The organism is Bradyrhizobium genomosp. III (assembly GCF_000261705.1).
In the GTDB taxonomy this organism is placed as follows: Bacteria; Pseudomonadota; Alphaproteobacteria; order Rhizobiales; family Xanthobacteraceae; genus Bradyrhizobium; species Bradyrhizobium ottawaense.
Window position 1 is genome coordinate 1 of record NZ_AJQF01000305.1, and the last position, 14,958, is coordinate 14,958.

General features: G+C 62.5%; 12 protein-coding genes. 10 read left to right on the forward strand and 2 right to left on the reverse strand.

Features of this window, described 5'->3' with window-relative positions; genetic code table 11:
- Both IC66_RS0125290 and IC66_RS0125295 read left to right on the forward strand, forming a co-directional pair.
- Window positions 1–643 (forward strand): S1 family peptidase (locus IC66_RS0125290; protein WP_038949519.1); only part of this gene is annotated, 643 nt, incomplete at its 5' end.
- Between the two features lie 124 nt (window positions 644–767).
- Entirely contained in the window at window positions 768–2,270 is a 1,503-nt protein-coding gene (locus IC66_RS0125295; protein WP_038949520.1) for a flavin-containing monooxygenase, read from the forward strand.
- A gap of 244 nt (window positions 2,271–2,514) precedes the next feature.
- Here the strand turns inward: IC66_RS0125295 and IC66_RS0125300 are convergent, their stop codons facing one another.
- Together IC66_RS0125300 and IC66_RS0125305 are read right to left on the reverse strand one after the other, a co-directional pair.
- Window positions 2,515–3,441, reverse strand: a complete 927-nt coding sequence (locus tag IC66_RS0125300; protein WP_049806630.1) for a response regulator — start codon at window positions 3,439–3,441, stop codon at window positions 2,515–2,517.
- Window positions 3,425–6,796, reverse strand: a complete 3,372-nt coding sequence (locus tag IC66_RS0125305) for a hybrid sensor histidine kinase/response regulator (protein ID WP_038949522.1) — start codon at window positions 6,794–6,796, stop codon at window positions 3,425–3,427. Before IC66_RS0125305 ends, IC66_RS0125300 begins: the two co-directional genes overlap by 17 nt.
- A gap of 171 nt (window positions 6,797–6,967) precedes the next feature.
- On the opposite strand from IC66_RS0125305, the gene urtA reads away from it, so the two are divergent.
- The 8 genes from urtA (at window position 6,968) to IC66_RS0125345 (ending at window position 14,853) form a co-directional block, all read left to right on the forward strand.
- On the forward strand, window positions 6,968–8,227 hold the full coding sequence (gene urtA / locus IC66_RS0125310; RefSeq protein WP_026201734.1) for an urea ABC transporter substrate-binding protein: 1,260 nt from the start codon (window positions 6,968–6,970) through the stop codon (window positions 8,225–8,227).
- A gap of 130 nt (window positions 8,228–8,357) precedes the next feature.
- On the forward strand, window positions 8,358–9,284 hold the full coding sequence (gene urtB / locus IC66_RS0125315) for an urea ABC transporter permease subunit UrtB (RefSeq protein ID WP_018316774.1): 927 nt from the start codon (window positions 8,358–8,360) through the stop codon (window positions 9,282–9,284).
- Window positions 9,285–9,301: 17 nt separating this feature from the next.
- The gene (urtC, locus tag IC66_RS0125320) at window positions 9,302–10,444 is read left to right on the forward strand and encodes an urea ABC transporter permease subunit UrtC (protein ID WP_038949523.1); all 1,143 of its coding nucleotides are present in this window, start codon (window positions 9,302–9,304) and stop codon (window positions 10,442–10,444) included.
- Window positions 10,445–10,509: 65 nt separating this feature from the next.
- Window positions 10,510–11,265: an urea ABC transporter ATP-binding protein UrtD gene (gene urtD / locus IC66_RS0125325; protein WP_038949524.1), complete on the forward strand. Its 756-nt coding sequence runs from the start codon at window positions 10,510–10,512 to the stop codon at window positions 11,263–11,265.
- 68 nt (window positions 11,266–11,333) lie between these two features.
- Window positions 11,334–12,023: an urea ABC transporter ATP-binding subunit UrtE gene (urtE, locus tag IC66_RS0125330; RefSeq protein ID WP_038949525.1), complete on the forward strand. Its 690-nt coding sequence runs from the start codon at window positions 11,334–11,336 to the stop codon at window positions 12,021–12,023.
- Window positions 12,024–12,051: 28 nt separating this feature from the next.
- Window positions 12,052–13,281: a formamidase gene (gene fmdA, locus IC66_RS0125335; protein WP_028139663.1), complete on the forward strand. Its 1,230-nt coding sequence runs from the start codon at window positions 12,052–12,054 to the stop codon at window positions 13,279–13,281.
- Between the two features lie 111 nt (window positions 13,282–13,392).
- Window positions 13,393–13,770, forward strand: coding sequence for an FmdB family zinc ribbon protein (locus tag IC66_RS0125340; protein WP_038949526.1), 378 nt, complete (start codon window positions 13,393–13,395; stop codon window positions 13,768–13,770).
- Window positions 13,771–13,812: 42 nt separating this feature from the next.
- Window positions 13,813–14,853 (forward strand): aliphatic amidase, encoded by a 1,041-nt coding sequence (locus IC66_RS0125345; RefSeq protein ID WP_038949527.1) that lies wholly within the window; start codon window positions 13,813–13,815, stop codon window positions 14,851–14,853.
- Window positions 14,854–14,958: the final 105 nt, after the last annotated feature.

Consider the following 14,958-nt stretch of genomic DNA (forward strand, 5'->3'; position numbering starts at 1 on the left):
CGTCGTCACCATCGTCGGCTCGCGCGGCAATTCCTGCACCGGCACTCTGATCGCGCCCAGGATCGTATTGACCGGCGCTCACTGCGTGCCGCCGGGCGCGGACTACAAGATCGTCGATCGCAGCGGTGGCGCGCCGCAATTGCTGAACGTGCGCACCATCGCGATCCATCCCAGCTACAAGGCGCAGGTGCATCGCGCCGGCGCAGACGTGGCGCTGCTGCAACTGGAAATTCCACCCAAGGGAAAATCGACGGTGCTGGTCGGCACGCCGAATATTCCAATCCAGGCCGGTAGCCGTTTCGTCATTGCCGGTACCGGTGTCACCATGCGCGGTGATGGCAGGAGCGGCGGGGCCACGCGCGTCGCGGGCCTTGTCGTCACGGGCCAGCCCGGCACGCTTCAGATCCGCCTGGTCGATCCCGTAACCAACGGTGTTCGCGACGGAATTGGCGCTTGTACCGGCGATTCCGGCGGTCCCGTGTTCGAGGACAAGCCGAGCGGTGCCGTGCTTGTCGGTGTCATCAGCTGGGCGACGGGACCGAACGCCGGCGATGGCTGCGGCGGATTGACCGGCGTCACGCCGCTCACGCTCTACCGCGACTGGATCTTGCAGACCGCGCGGAGCTGGGGTGCGGCACTGTGATTTGACCGCAACTTGATCTATGTCATTTTGAAGCGGAAGCGCGGCGGGCGATCATGCCGGCCGCGGAGGAAACGCGTCGTTCGTCAAGGACGGCCACAAAAACAAGCAAGGCATAGAAGCAACAATGAATGTCGCTGTTCGCAGTCACGCCACGGCCAAACAGGCTTCTGAACATTTCGACGTGCTGATCGTCGGCGCCGGCATCTCCGGCATCGGCAGCGCCTATCACATCGAGAAGCAACTTCCGGGCACGAGCTATGTCATCCTGGAGACGCAGGCGACGTTCGGCGGCACCTGGAGCACGCATCGTTATCCCGGCATCCGCTCGGACAGCGATCTCCATACGTTCGGCTATAGCTTCAAGCCCTGGGTCGGGCCGCCGATCGCGACCGCCGAAGAAATCCTCGCCTATATGAACGAGGTGATCGACGACAACGATATCGCCAAGCACATCCGCTACAAGCACAAGATCAATTCCGCCAGCTGGTCGAGCGAGCAGAATCTCTGGACCATTGAGGCGATTACGACCGATACCGGTGAAGCAAAGACCTTCACGGCGAGCTTCCTGTGGATGTGCCAGGGCTATTACCGCCATTCGGAAGGCTACACGCCGGAATGGAAGGGCACCGATCGCTTCAAAGGCCGCGTCGTCCATCCGCAGACCTGGCCTGACGATCTCGACCTCACGAACAAGAAGGTCGTCGTGATCGGCTCGGGCGCGACCGCGGCGACGCTGGTGCCGAACATCGCGGACAGTTGCGCGCATGTCACCATGCTGCAGCGTTCGCCGACCTATTTTCGCCTCGGCCGCAATGCCATCGAGATCGCCGAGGAGCTGCGCCGGCTTCAGGTCGATGAGGCCTGGATCCACGAGATCGTTCGGCGCAAGATCCTGTTCGAGCAGGACGCCTTCACAAAACTCTGCCTATCCAAGCCGGAGCAGGTCAAGAAGGACCTGATCGGCCAGATCAGCGCGGTGCTCGGTCCCGACTACGACGTCGAGACGCATTTCACGCCGACATACCGGCCGTGGCGGCAGCGCATCGCCTTCGTGCCCGATGCCGATCTGTTCAAGGGCATCGCGAGCGGCAAGGCCTCCGTCGTCACCGACGAGATCGAATGCTTCGTCGAGAACGGCATTCAGCTCAAATCCGGCAAGCTGCTGGAGGCCGATGTCATCGTCACCGCGACCGGCTTCAATCTCGCGGCGCTCGGCGACATCGCCTTCGAGATCGACGGCAAGCCGCTCGCCTTTGGCGACACCGTCACCTATCGCGGCATGATGTTCACGGGCGTTCCGAACATGGTCTGGGTGTTCGGCTATTTCCGCGCCAGCTGGACGCTGCGAGTCGATCTCGTCGCCGACTTCGTCTGCCGGCTGCTCGGCCACATGAAGGCCAAAGGCAAGAAGAAGGTCGAGGTCAAGCTGCGACCCGAAGACCACAACATGCCGATCCTGCCCTGGATCGATCCGGAAAACTTCAATCCCGGCTACATGATGCGAAACATGAACCTGCTGCCCAAGCGCGGCGACAAGCCGGAATGGCAGCATAGCCAGGATTACTGGACCGAAAAGGACGAGATCCCGAAGACGGACCTGGATGACAAGGCGTTTGTGTACGGGTGAGGAAGTTCGTGGGTGCGGGTTCGTGTGAGGGGGCGGCGACGCTCACACCACACTCCGCCGTCGTCCCGGGGCGCGAAGCGAACCCGGGATCCATAACCGCAGGGAGTGGTTATGGAGCGAGCAGGTAACTCCAAGTCTGCGCCAAACATCTTCCTGTGGTTATGGGTCCCGGATCGGCGCTTCGCTTGTCCGGGGCGACATCGGTTGTTGGATCAACGGCGCGCCAGCTCATCCACACCGCACCTCACGAATTCCTTCGCGTCGCGTTCGCCGCAATCGCCGCCGCCGCCGTCCGATTCTCCACGCCGAGCTTGGCGTAGATCTGCTCGAGATGCTTGTCGACCGTGCGCGGGCTGAGGCCCAGGATTTGCGCGATGTCGCGGTTAGTCTTGCCCTTGCTGAGCCAGGCCAGCACCTCGCCCTCGCGGGTGGTGAGGCCGAGTTCGCTGGTGAATTCAGGCGGCAGCGCGGTGCCGGACTCCCTGGAGAGCCGCAGCAGGAACTCGTTCGGCGCGGTTTCGCCGATGTAATAGAGCCGAAGCTGGAGATTGTCGGGCAAGGAAGCCGCCTGGGATTTCGCGCTGCCCTTGGCCCTGGCCTGCTCCAGCCATTGCAGCAGCGATGGCGGGAGGACGAAGTCGTCGGCCTGTGCGCCGTGATGATCGGACAGCAGCTTCTGCGCCTGCGGCGTCGCCCACAGCACATTGCCCTGGCGATCGACCGCGAACAGGAAGCGGCCGGAGACGTCGAGCGCTGCGCGCGCGCTCTGGGTCAGGCGGGCATTGCCGAGATGGACGCGGATGCGCGCCAGCATCTCTTCGATCACGATCGGCTTGGTCACGTAATCGACGCCGCCGGCCTCGAGCCCGCGAACGATATGCTCGGTTTCAGCGAGCCCCGTCATGAAGATCACGGGGACATTGGCAAGACCGGCATCGCGCTTGAGCCGGCGGCAGGTCTCGAAGCCGTCGATGCCGGGCATCACGGCATCGAGCAGCACGATGTCGGGCGTGATCTGGTCGATGATACGTATCGCTGCCGCGCCGTCGAGCGCCACCATCACCGTCATGCCGGCGCCGTCGAGCGCGTCGGTAAGCAGCCGCAGCGTCTCGGGAGAGTCATCGACGACGAGCGCGACGTCGCGCTTTTTCGACTCAATGTTCATGCGCATGCAACGTCTTCAATGTGGACATGTACTGCTCGAGATCGAAGCGGTCGACCAGCGACCGCATCTGTGCGACGAAGTCGGCATGTTCCGGATGCTCGCTGCCGATCTCGTCCAGCTTCAACTGGATGCCCTTGACGTAGCCGATCCGGCCGAGCCCGATCAGGGCCTCGATGTGCCGCGCCGGCGGCCTCGATCCGCTTTCGGGGCGCCAGAATGACACGGGAATCTCGTCCGAGCCATATTGCCATTCGATCCTGAGGAGCTGGCGGATCGTCTCCAGAATCCGCGGGATGTCGATCGGCTTCATCAAATAGCCGTCGTGGAAAGGTTGCGCCAGCGGCGCGCCGTGGGCCTCGATCGCGCTGGCCGATACCATCAGGATGCGCGCCTGGTGATGGCCGCTCGCGCGCAAGGCCTCCGCGACGGCCCAGCCGTCCATGGCGGGCATCGAGATATCGAGCAGGAACAAATCGGGCCGGCAATGCTGAGCCAGCGCGAGGCAGCCGGGGCCGTCGGGGGCGCTCAGCAGGATGAAGCCGAGCGGCGTCAGCACCTCGCGCAAGAGATCGCGATGGACGGGATCATCGTCGGTGATGAGAATGGTCTTGCGCGCGCCGTGATAGCCGGAGATGGGAGCCTCCACCGGCGCGATGCGCTGGGGATTGGTGACCTCCGAGAGCAGGATCTTGACCTTGAACGTTGAGCCGGTGCCGACCGTGCTCATGACCTTGATATCGCCGCCCATCACGCCGGCGAGCAGTCGGCTGATGGTCAGGCCAAGTCCCGTTCCGGTTTGCGGTTGCGAAACGCCGAGCGCACCGCGCTCGAACGGCGCGAAGATGCGTTCGAGATCGTCGCCCTGGATGCCGGGGCCGGTGTCGATCACCTCGAACTCGGCAACGGGGCTGCGATAATGCACGACGAACTGCACGCTGCCGGTCTGGGTGAACTTGATGGCGTTCGAGAGCAAATTGATCAACACCTGGCGCAGGCGCTTCTCATCGGCATAGACCACCAGCGGTAAATACGCCGGCCGGCGGAACACGAAGTCGATGCCCTTGGCAGCAGCCTGCAGGCGGAACATGCCGACCAACTGGTCGAGGAATTCGCTGAGGCGCACCTCGTCGCGCGACAGATACAGCCGTCCCGCCTCGATCTTTGAGATGTCCAGAATGCCGTCGATCAGGCCGGAGAGGTGGTCGGCGCTGCGGCGGACGACGCGGACCTGATCGCGCGGCTTCGTGCTCAGCGTCGTATCTTGCTCTAGCAGCTGGGCATAGCCGCTGATCGCGTTCAGCGGTGAGCGCAGCTCGTGGCTCAGGCCGACGACATAACGGCTCTTGGCGAGGTTGGCGGATTCGGCGACCTCCTTGGCGCGCTGCAACTCGGCGTCGGTGCGCTTGTGCGCGTCGATCTCCTGGATCAGAAGCGCTGTCTGCCGCCGCGTCTCTTCCTCGGCGGCGCGGCGGCTCTGCTGCGCCAGCACGAACAGCCACGCCACCACGCCGATGATGATGCTGAGCGAGAAGAACACCTTCCAGAGCACGTCGGAGACGAGCGCGTTCTCGCCATGCACGCTCGCCGAGGTCTGCAGATAGATCAGGCCCAGCACCAGCGCGACGAGGCCGGCGGAGACTGCGAAAACGCCGATATAGTGGCCGAGCTGCGAGTTGATGCGCGCGTAGATCGGCTGCGGCATCAGCTTGCCCAGCGTCTCCGACACCTGCGCCTGAATCCGCGCGTGCGGCTTGCAGAGATCGTGGCAGCGGGCATCCAGCGAACAGCACAAGGAGCAGATCGGTCCGGCGTAAGCGGGGCAGGAAGCCATGTCCTCCGGCTCGAACGCGTGCTCGCAGATGCAACACTGGATCGCCTCGATGTCCTGCCAGCTCCGCTTCGGCTTTCGCGCGATGTAGTACTTGCCGTCCGTGGCCCAGGCAATCAACGGTGCGGCAATGAAGGCGACGGCCAGCGCTATGAAGGCCGACAGCGCCTTCGCGGTCGGCCCGAACAGGCCGTAAAAGGCGCTGATGGAGACAATGGTCGCGATCGTCATCGCCCCCACGCCGACCGGATTGACGTCGTAGAGATGCGCGCGCTTGAATTCGATCTGCTGCGGCCGCAATCCAAGCGGCTTGTTGACGACGAGATCCGCGACCAGCGCGCCGACCCAGGCGATCGCGACGTTCGAATAGAGCGCCAGGGTCTGCTCCAGGGCCTTGTAGACGCCGATCTCCATCAACAGGAGCGCCACGATGACGTTGAAAACCAGCCAGACGACGCGGCCGGGATGGCTGTGGGTCAGGCGCGAGAAGAAGTTCGACCAGGCGATCGATCCGGCATAGGCGTTGGTGACGTTGATCTTCACCTGGGACAGGATCACGAACGTGCCGGTCAACGCCAGCGCGAGGTCGGGCTGCGACAGCACATAGCGGAACGCTTCGAGATACATATGCGCGGGCTCGGCGGCCTCCTCGGGCGGCACCCCGTGGCTGAGCGCGAAGAAGGCGAGGAAGGAACCCGCGAGGAGCTTCAAGGCGCCAAGCACGATCCAGCCCGGTCCCGCGCTCATCATCGCCACCCACCACGACGCCCTGGAGGCGCGGCGATCGCGCGGCAAAAATCGCAGGAAGTCGACCTGCTCGCCGATCTGCGCCACCAGCGAAAACACCACCGAGGCCGCAACCCCGAACAGCAGCAGGTCGAAATGCCCGGTGAGGTCGCCGTGCTCGCCCGAGAACTTGCGCCACTCCGTGAAGGAGTGCGGGTTGTGCCAGGCGATCGCCGCGAACGGAATGATGTGGAGCACGATCCACAGCGGCTGCGTCCACAATTGGAAGCGGCTGATCAGCGTGATGCCGTAGGCCACCAGCGGGATGATGACGACCGCGCTGATGAGGTAGCCGATCGGCCGCGGAATCCCGAAGCACATCTCGAGCGCGGACGCGAGGATCACGGCTTCGATCGCAAAGAAGATGAAGGTGAAGGACGCATAGATCAGCGAGGTGACGGTGGAGCCGATGTAGCCGAAGCCGGCGCCGCGCGTGAGCAGGTCGATGTCGATGCCGCATTTGGCGGCATAGTAGGCGATTGGCACGCCACAGCAGAAGATGATGGTCGAGACCACGAGGATGGCGGCGGCCGCGTTGGTGACGCCATAGTTCAGCGTGATGGTGCCGCCGATCGCCTCCATCGCCAGGAACGAGATCGCGCCCAGCGCCGTGTTGGCGACCCGGGCGGCGGACCAGCGGCGCGCGCTCTTGGCCGTGAAGCGCAGCGCATAGTCCTCCAGCGTCTGGTTGGCGACCCATTGGTTGTACTGTCGCCTGACGCGGTCTATTCGCTGCCGCCCTGCCACGCTTTACCCCACTCCTGATACGGACCCGGAGCCCTCGCAAATTCCGTACCAAAAGCCTACGTCGGCATTTTGCGGTGCAGTATACGCGATCTTGCGTATGCTTCCGCCGCCCAGATCCGAGCCATCCTCACCGGCACCAATCGCGTGTCCTCGAAAAAAAGTGGGGTGCTCATGTCAGACGAACCAAACAAGGGCCTTTTGTCGCCGCTCCGGCGCAAACTATTGATGGGAATGGCCGCCGTGCCGGCCATCACGATGCTGCCGCGGGCGTCCTTTGCACAGGCTCCCGCGACCTCGGCGGTCAACACCACCGGCCTTGCGGTCACCGACACCGAGGTGACGGTCGGCATCCTGCACTCGGCGACCGGCACCATGGCCATCTCCGAGACCGGGTCGATCGAGGCCGAAAAGCTCGCCATCGAGCAGATCAATGCCGCCGGCGGCGTGCTCGGGCGCAAGATCAAGTTCATCCAGGAAGACGGCGCCAGTGATTGGCCGACCTTTGCGGAAAAGGCAAAGAAGCTGCTGGTCAACGACAAGGTCGCGGCGATCATGGGCTGCTGGACCTCGGCCTCACGCAAGGCGGTGCTGCCGGTCATGGAGCAGTATAACGGCATGCTCTACTACCCGACCTTCTACGAAGGCCTCGAGCAGTCCAAGAATGTCATCTATACCGGTCAGGAAGCGACCCAGCAGATTCTCGCGGGTCTGAATTGGATCGCCAAGGAGAAGGGTGCGAAGTCGTTCTTCTTCATCGGTTCCGACTACATCTGGCCGCGCACCTCGAACAAGATCGCGCGCAAGCACGTCGAGAACGTGCTGAAGGGCAAGGTGGTCGGCGAGGAGTATTATCCGCTCGGCAACACCCAGTTCAATTCGGTCATCAACAAGATCAAGCTGACCAAGCCCGACGTCATCTTCACCGACGTCGTGGGCGGCTCGAACGTCGCCTTCTACAAGCAGCTCAAGGCCGCCGGCATCGACCTCTCCAAGCAGGCGCTGCTCACGATCTCGGTGACCGAAGACGAGATCGACGGCATCGGCGGCGAGAACATCGCGGGCGCCTATGCCTGCATGAAGTACTTCCAGTCGCTCGACAATCCGAACAACAAGGCCTTCGTGCCGGCGTTCAAGAAGGCGTGGGGCGAGAAGACCGTGATTGGAGACGTCACCCAGGCTGCCTATCTCGGCCCGTGGCTGTGGAAGTTGACGGTGGAGAAGGCGGGTTCGTTCGACGTCGACAAGATCGCGGCGGCTTCGCCCGGCGTAGAGTTCAAGGGCGCTCCGGAAGGTTATGTGCGCATCCACGAAAATCATCACCTCTGGTCGAAGACCCGGGTGGGACGCGCCAAGCTCGATGGCCAGTTCGAGCTGATCTACGAGACCGCCGATCTCGTCGAGCCGGATCCGTTCCCCAAGGGCTACCAGTAAGAAGCGCTCTCAGTCGCTTTCTTCCAAGCACCAAGCCTCTCCCTGGCGTGGACAGCAAATCCACGCCCAAGACCCCCGCGTCGCGAACCTGCTCGCGACGCGGGACCCTTATCCCCGACGGAGGACATCGATGTTCGGCGACTACTCGCTTGGTGATCTCGGCTCCATCTTCGTCATGCAGGGCTTTGCCGGACTGATCCTGTTCTCGGTCTACGTCCTGATGGCGCTTGGGCTTGCCATCATCTTCGGCCAGATGGGCGTCATCAACATGGCCCATGGCGAGTTCATGATCCTGGGGGCCTACGTCACCTGGATGACCTCCAATGTCTTCCAGTCCTATTTGCCCGGCTTGTTCAGCGGTTACTTCTTCCTTGCGATGATCCTGGCCTTTGTCGCGTCCGGCGCGTTGGGGATGCTGGTGGAGTGGGTGCTGATACGGCATCTCTACAAGCGCCCGCTCGATACGCTGCTCGCCACCTGGGGCCTCAGCCTGATGCTGCAGCAGGCCTATCGCTCCGTGTTCGGCGCGCGTGAGGTCGGCGTCGAGTTGCCGCAATGGATGCTGGGCTCGCTGCACGTCACCGACAGCATCGAAGTGCCGATCAACGGTGTCTTCGTGATGTGTCTCACCGTGCTGATCACCCTCTCGGTCGCCTACGTCATGTACATGTCGCGCTGGGGCCGTCAGGTCCGTGCGGTGGTGCAGAACCGCATCATGGCCGGAGCGGTCGGCATCAACACCGAGAAGGTCGACCGCTACACGTTCGGGCTCGGTTGCGGCATCGCCGGAATCGCCGGAAGCGCCTTCACCATGATCGGCTCAACCGGGCCGACCTCCGGACAGCTCTACATCGTGGACACGTTCCTGGTCGTCGTATTTGGCGGCGCCGCGAGCCTGCTCGGCACCATCGCCTCCGCGTTCTCGATCTCGCAGACGCAATCGACGCTCGAATTCTTCATGTCGGGCTCGATGGCCAAGGTCCTGACGCTGCTCGCTGTCGTGGGCATCCTGATGCTGCGGCCGCAGGGTCTCTTCGCCCTCAAAGTCCGCAAGTAACGAGAAGCAGGCAGATCATGATCATCAACTCACGCTTCTTCAACCGGTCCGAGCTCATCGGCTTTATTGTCCTGGCCGCCGTGCTGTTCGTGATCCTGCCGTTGTCGCTGGATGTGTTCCGCCTCAACCTCGTCGCGAAATACCTCACCTACGCCTTTGTCGCGCTCGGCCTCGTGCTGTGCTGGGGCTATGGCGGCATCTTGAGCCTGGGGCAGGGCGTGTTCTTCGGTCTCGGCGGCTACTGCATGGCGATGTTTCTCAAGCTCGAGGCGTCCAGCGTCGAGAACACGAAGATCCAGTCGACGCCCGGCATCCCCGATTTCATGGACTGGAATCAGATCACGTCGCTGCCGTTGTTCTGGCAACCATTCCACAGCCTCACCTTCACCATCCTCGCCATCATCCTGGTCCCCGGCCTGTTCGCCCTGATCATCGGCACCGCGATGTTCAAGCGCCGCGTCGGCGGTACCTATTTCGCGATCATCACCCAGGCCGTCGCCGCCATCCTGACCATCCTGATCGTCGGGCAGCAGGGCTATACCGGCGGCATCAACGGCATGACGGATCTGCGCACGCTCAAGGGCTGGGACATCCGGCCCGACCACGCCAAGGTCATCCTGTACTTCGTCGAGGTGGTGCTGCTGTTCGCCTGCATCGGCATCGCGCAGTTCATCCGCCTGACCAAGCTCGGCCGCATCCTGGTGGCGATGCGCGAACAGGAGGATCGCGTCCGCTTCTCCGGCTACAGCGTCGCCAACTTCAAGATCTTCGCCTTCTGCATGGCGGCGGTGTTCGCCGCGATCGGCGGCGCCATGTTCGCGCTCAATGTCGGTTTCATGTCGCCGTCTTTTGTCGGCATCGTGCCGTCGATCGAGATGGTGATCTACACCGCGGTCGGCGGGCGCATGTCGATCTTCGGCGCGATATGGGGCGCCATCCTGGTGAATTTCGCCAAGACCAGCCTGTCGGAATCCTTCCCGCAACTCTGGCTGTTCGGCCTCGGCGCGCTGTTCATCGCGGTCGTGCTCGCCTTCCCGAACGGTCTGTCCGGGCTCTGGGCCGATTACGTGCAGCCGCGCATCGATCGGTTGTTCGCCTCGCGCAAGCGGAAGCCGGGCTGGAACGACAATTCGGTCGCCGACGGCGCACCGGCAGAGTGAGGAAATAGATCATGCTCGTCGGTCATCACGATGCCGATGCCACGCTGGCAGTGAGGAGATAGATCATGCTCGTCGGTCATCAGCCCAAGGACTTCCTGCTTGCCGTCTCCGGATTGACCGTCTCGTTCGACGGGTTCAAGGCGGTCAACGATCTCTCCTTCTACGTCGAGGAGAACGAGATCCGCGTCATCATCGGCCCGAATGGCGCCGGCAAGACCACGGTGCTCGATCTGATCTGCGGCAAGACCAAGGCGACCTCGGGCTCGATTCAGTTTCGTGGCAAGGAGCTCACGAAAATGAGGGAGAACGAAATCGTGCAGACCGGCGTCGGGCGCAAATTCCAGACGCCGTCGGTGTTCGAGGATCTCACCGTGTTCGAGAACCTCGAAATCTCGTTTCCGCGCGGCCGCACCGTATTCGGCTCGCTGACCTTTCAGCGCGACCAGCTCGTGAAGGATCGGGTCGAGGAGGTCGCGGAGATGATCTTCCTCAAGGACAAGCTCAACACTTATGCCGACGAGCTCAGCCATGGCCAGAAGCAATGGCTCGAGATCGGCATGCTGCTGATCCAGGATCCCGATCTGTTGATGCTGGACGAGCCCGTCGCCGGCATGAGCGTGTCCGAGCGCGCCAAGACCGCCGAACTGCTCAACCGCATCATCAAGAACCGCTCGGTGCTGGTGATCGAGCACGACATGAAGTTCGTCGAGGACATCGCCCACAAGGTGACCGTGCTGCATCAGGGCCAGATCCTCTCCGAAGGGACCATGGAGAAGGTCAAGAACGATCCCAAGGTCATCGAAGTCTATCTGGGGCATTAGCGCATGATCCCGGAAAGTGGCGTCCGGTTTCCGGACAAGATCATGCGCAAGAAATAGGGAGCGCGACGATGCTGGCAATTTCCGATCTTCACGTCGCCTACGGCCAGAGCGAGGTGCTGCACGGGCTCAACGTCAAGGTCGCACCCAACGAGATCGTGGCGATCATGGGCCGCAACGGCATGGGCAAGACCACCTTGATGAAGTCGCTGATGGGCATCCTGCCGGCCAAAAGCGGCTCGGTGACGATGGACGGCGCCGAGCTCGGTAACCTCAAGAGCTACGAGCGCGTCGCCAAAGGTCTCGCCTATGTGCCGCAGGGCCGCATGATCTTCTCCACCATGACGGTGAAGGAAAACATCGAGACCGGCCTCGTTGTCGCGGGCGAATCCGAGGTGCCCGGTGACATCTATGAATTGTTCCCGGTCCTGCTCGAGATGAAGGGCCGCCGCGGCGGCAATCTGTCGGGAGGCCAGCAGCAACAGCTCGCGATTGCGCGTGCACTCGCGACCAAGCCGAAGGTCCTGCTGCTGGATGAGCCGACGGAAGGCATCCAGCCCTCCATCATCAAGGAGATGGCGCGAACCCTGAAGCGCATCCGTGACGAGAAGGGGCTCTCGATCGTCGTGTCCGAGCAGGTCCTGAGCTTCGCGCTCGACATCGCCGACCGCGTGCTGGTGATCGAGAACGGTGAGATCGTGCGCGACGACCCGCGCGACGCCGTCGATGCCGCGCAGGTCTCGAAATATCTGTCCGTCTAACCAACCGTAGTAAAAGGGGAGCATCTCGATGCCAGAGACACTGATCAAGGTCGATCTCACCAAGTCGGCCTACGAAAATGACATGGTGCACAACCGCTGGCACCCCGACATCCCGATCGTGGCCTGGGTCAATCCCGGCGACGATTTCATCATCGAGACCTATGACTGGACCGGCGGTTTCATCAAGAACAACGATTCCGCCGACGACGTGCGCGACATCGACCTGTCGATCGTGCACTTCCTGTCTGGTCCGATCGGCGTCAAGGGCGCCGAGCCCGGCGATCTCCTCGTGGTCGACCTGCTCGACGTCGGCCCGATGAAGGAAAGCCTGTGGGGCTTCAACGGCTTCTTCTCCAAGCAGAATGGCGGCGGCTTCCTCACCGACCACTTCCCGCTGGCGCAGAAATCGATCTGGGACATCAAGGGTCTCTACACTTCGTCGCGCCATGTGCCTGGCGTCAACTTCGCCGGCCTGATCCATCCCGGCCTGATCGGCTGTCTTCCGGATCCGAAGATGCTGGAGACCTGGAACAAGCGCGAGGCCGAGCTGATCTCGACCAACCCGACCCGCGTCCCGGGCCTTGCCAATCCGCCGTTCGCGGCGACCGCCCATGGCGGCCGCGCCAAGGGCGACGTCAAGGCCAAGATCGGCGCGGAGGGTGCGCGCACGGTGCCGCCGCGCGAGCATGGCGGCAATTGCGATATCAAGGATCTCTCGCGCGGCTCGAAGATCTACTTCCCGGTCTATGTGCCGGGCGCAGGTCTTTCGATGGGCGATCTGCACTTCAGCCAGGGTGACGGCGAGATCACCTTCTGCGGCGCCATCGAGATGGCCGGCTGGCTGCATCTGAAGGTCGAAGTGATCAAGGACGGCATGTCGAAATACGGCATCAAGAACCCGATCTTCAAGCCCTCGCCGATCACGCCGAACTACAAGGACTACCTGATCTTCGAGGGCATCTCGGTCGACGAGCAAGGCAAGCAGCACTATCTCGACGTCCACATCGCCTATCGCCAGGCCTGTTTGAATGCGATCGAGTACCTGAAGAAGTTCGGCTATTCCGGCGCCCAGGCCTATTCGATCCTCGGCACCGCGCCGTGCCAGGGCCACATCTCCGGCGTGGTCGATGTGCCCAACGCCTGCGCCACGTTGTGGCTGCCGACCGAGATCTTCGACTTCGACGTGATGCCGTCGGCGGCAGGGCCCATCAAGCACATCACCGGCGATATCCAGATGCCGATTTCGCCCGACAAGTAGCCGGTGCGCTCCCTCTCCCCGTTCTTACGGGGAGAGGGTTGGGGTGAGGGGCTGTCTCCACACGAATGGTGGCAGCGAGTTGTATGAACAGGCAAGAACTTAGGTGATGCGATGCCGGTCTACGAGTATCTCTGTGACGATTGCGGACCTTTTACGGATCTGCGCCCGATGGCCGAGTGCGACGATCCGCAAAGCTGCCCGCACTGCGAGACGTCGGCGCCGCGCGTGATCCTGACCGCGCCGAACTTCTTCTGCATGCCGGCCGAGAAGCGCAAGGCTCATGCCGTCAACGAGCGCAGCACCCACGCGCCGCAGACGCTCGCGCAATACAAGGCCTCGCACGGGCCCGGCTGCGGTTGCTGCTCCACAGGCAAAACCGTGAAGGACAAGAGCGCGTCAGACAAGAAAAAACCGGCGCGGCTGATGACCAAGACCGGGAGCGGTGCCAAGGGTTTCCCAACGGCGCGGCCCTGGATGATCAGCCATTAGCGCGCGATGACCTCAAACCAATAAACGACAGGAGCGCCCAACATGCTTCACGGCGACATTTCCAGCAGCAACGACACCGTCGGCGTCGCCGTGGTGAACTACAAGATGCCCCGCCTGCATACCAAGGCCGAGGTGCTCGACAATGCCCACAAGATCGCCGACATGGTGGTGGGCATGAAGGCCGGCCTGCCCGGCATGGACCTCGTGATCTTCCCCGAATATTCCACGCAAGGCATCATGTACGACTCCAAGGAGATGTACGAGACGGCATGCGCGGTGCCGGGTGAAGAGACCGCGATCTTCGCCGAAGCCTGTCGCAAGGCCAAGGTGTGGGGCGTGTTCTCGCTGACCGGCGAGCGCCATGAGGAGCATCCGCACAAGGCGCCCTACAACACCCTGATCCTGATGAACGACAAGGGCGAGATCGTGCAGAAATACCGCAAGATCATGCCGTGGGTGCCGATCGAGGGCTGGTATCCCGGCAATTGCACCTATGTCTCCGAGGGTCCGAAGGGGATGAAGGTCAGCCTGATCATCTGCGACGACGGCAACTTTCCGGAGATCTGGCGCGACTGCGCCATGAAGGGGGCCGAGCTGATCGTGCGTTGCCAAGGTTACATGTATCCGGCCAAGGAGCAGCAAGTCCTTATTTCCAAGGCGATGGCGTGGGCCAACAACGTCTATGTCGCCGTCGCCAATGCCGCAGGCTTCGACGGCGTTTATTCCTATTTCGGCCACTCCGCGATCATCGGCTTCGACGGTCGTACGCTCGGCGAATGCGGCGAGGAGGATTACGGCATCCAGTACGCACAGTTGTCGAAACATTTGATCCGCGATGCGCGCCGCAACGGCCAGTCGCAGAACCACCTCTACAAGCTGGTCCACCGCGGTTATACCGGCATGATCAATTCCGGCGAAAGCCCGCGCGGCGTCGCAGCTTGCCCGTATGATTTCTACAAGAACTGGATCAAAGACCCCGAGGGCACGCGCGACATGGTCGAGGCCATGACCCGCTCGACCCCCGGCACGGACGAATGTCCGATCGACGGCATTCCGAATGGATCGGCCCCGAGCAATTACTGAGCCTTTGCCGGCCCCATGAGTTGGACGGTCAACCATTGATGTGAATGGCCGTCCACAAATGCGGACGTTCTCATGCGTCCGTATGTGCGCGGAATGGGAATGGCG

What these genes read in the sequence shown, in the direction of transcription:
- IC66_RS0125295 (WP_038949520.1), top strand. Translation starts at nt 768, where the DNA reads ATGAATGTCGCTGTTCGCAGTCACGCCACGGCCAAACAGGCTTCTGAA.
- IC66_RS0125300 (WP_049806630.1), bottom strand. Translation starts at nt 3,441, where the DNA reads ATGCGCATGAACATTGAGTCGAAAAAGCGCGACGTCGCGCTCGTCGTC.
- urtA (WP_026201734.1), top strand. Translation starts at nt 6,968, where the DNA reads ATGTCAGACGAACCAAACAAGGGCCTTTTGTCGCCGCTCCGGCGCAAA.
- urtB (WP_018316774.1), top strand. Translation starts at nt 8,358, where the DNA reads ATGTTCGGCGACTACTCGCTTGGTGATCTCGGCTCCATCTTCGTCATG.
- urtC (WP_038949523.1), top strand. Translation starts at nt 9,302, where the DNA reads ATGATCATCAACTCACGCTTCTTCAACCGGTCCGAGCTCATCGGCTTT.
- urtD (WP_038949524.1), top strand. Translation starts at nt 10,510, where the DNA reads ATGCTCGTCGGTCATCAGCCCAAGGACTTCCTGCTTGCCGTCTCCGGA.
- urtE (WP_038949525.1), top strand. Translation starts at nt 11,334, where the DNA reads ATGCTGGCAATTTCCGATCTTCACGTCGCCTACGGCCAGAGCGAGGTG.
- fmdA (WP_028139663.1), top strand. Translation starts at nt 12,052, where the DNA reads ATGCCAGAGACACTGATCAAGGTCGATCTCACCAAGTCGGCCTACGAA.
- IC66_RS0125340 (WP_038949526.1), top strand. Translation starts at nt 13,393, where the DNA reads ATGCCGGTCTACGAGTATCTCTGTGACGATTGCGGACCTTTTACGGAT.
- IC66_RS0125345 (WP_038949527.1), top strand. Translation starts at nt 13,813, where the DNA reads ATGCTTCACGGCGACATTTCCAGCAGCAACGACACCGTCGGCGTCGCC.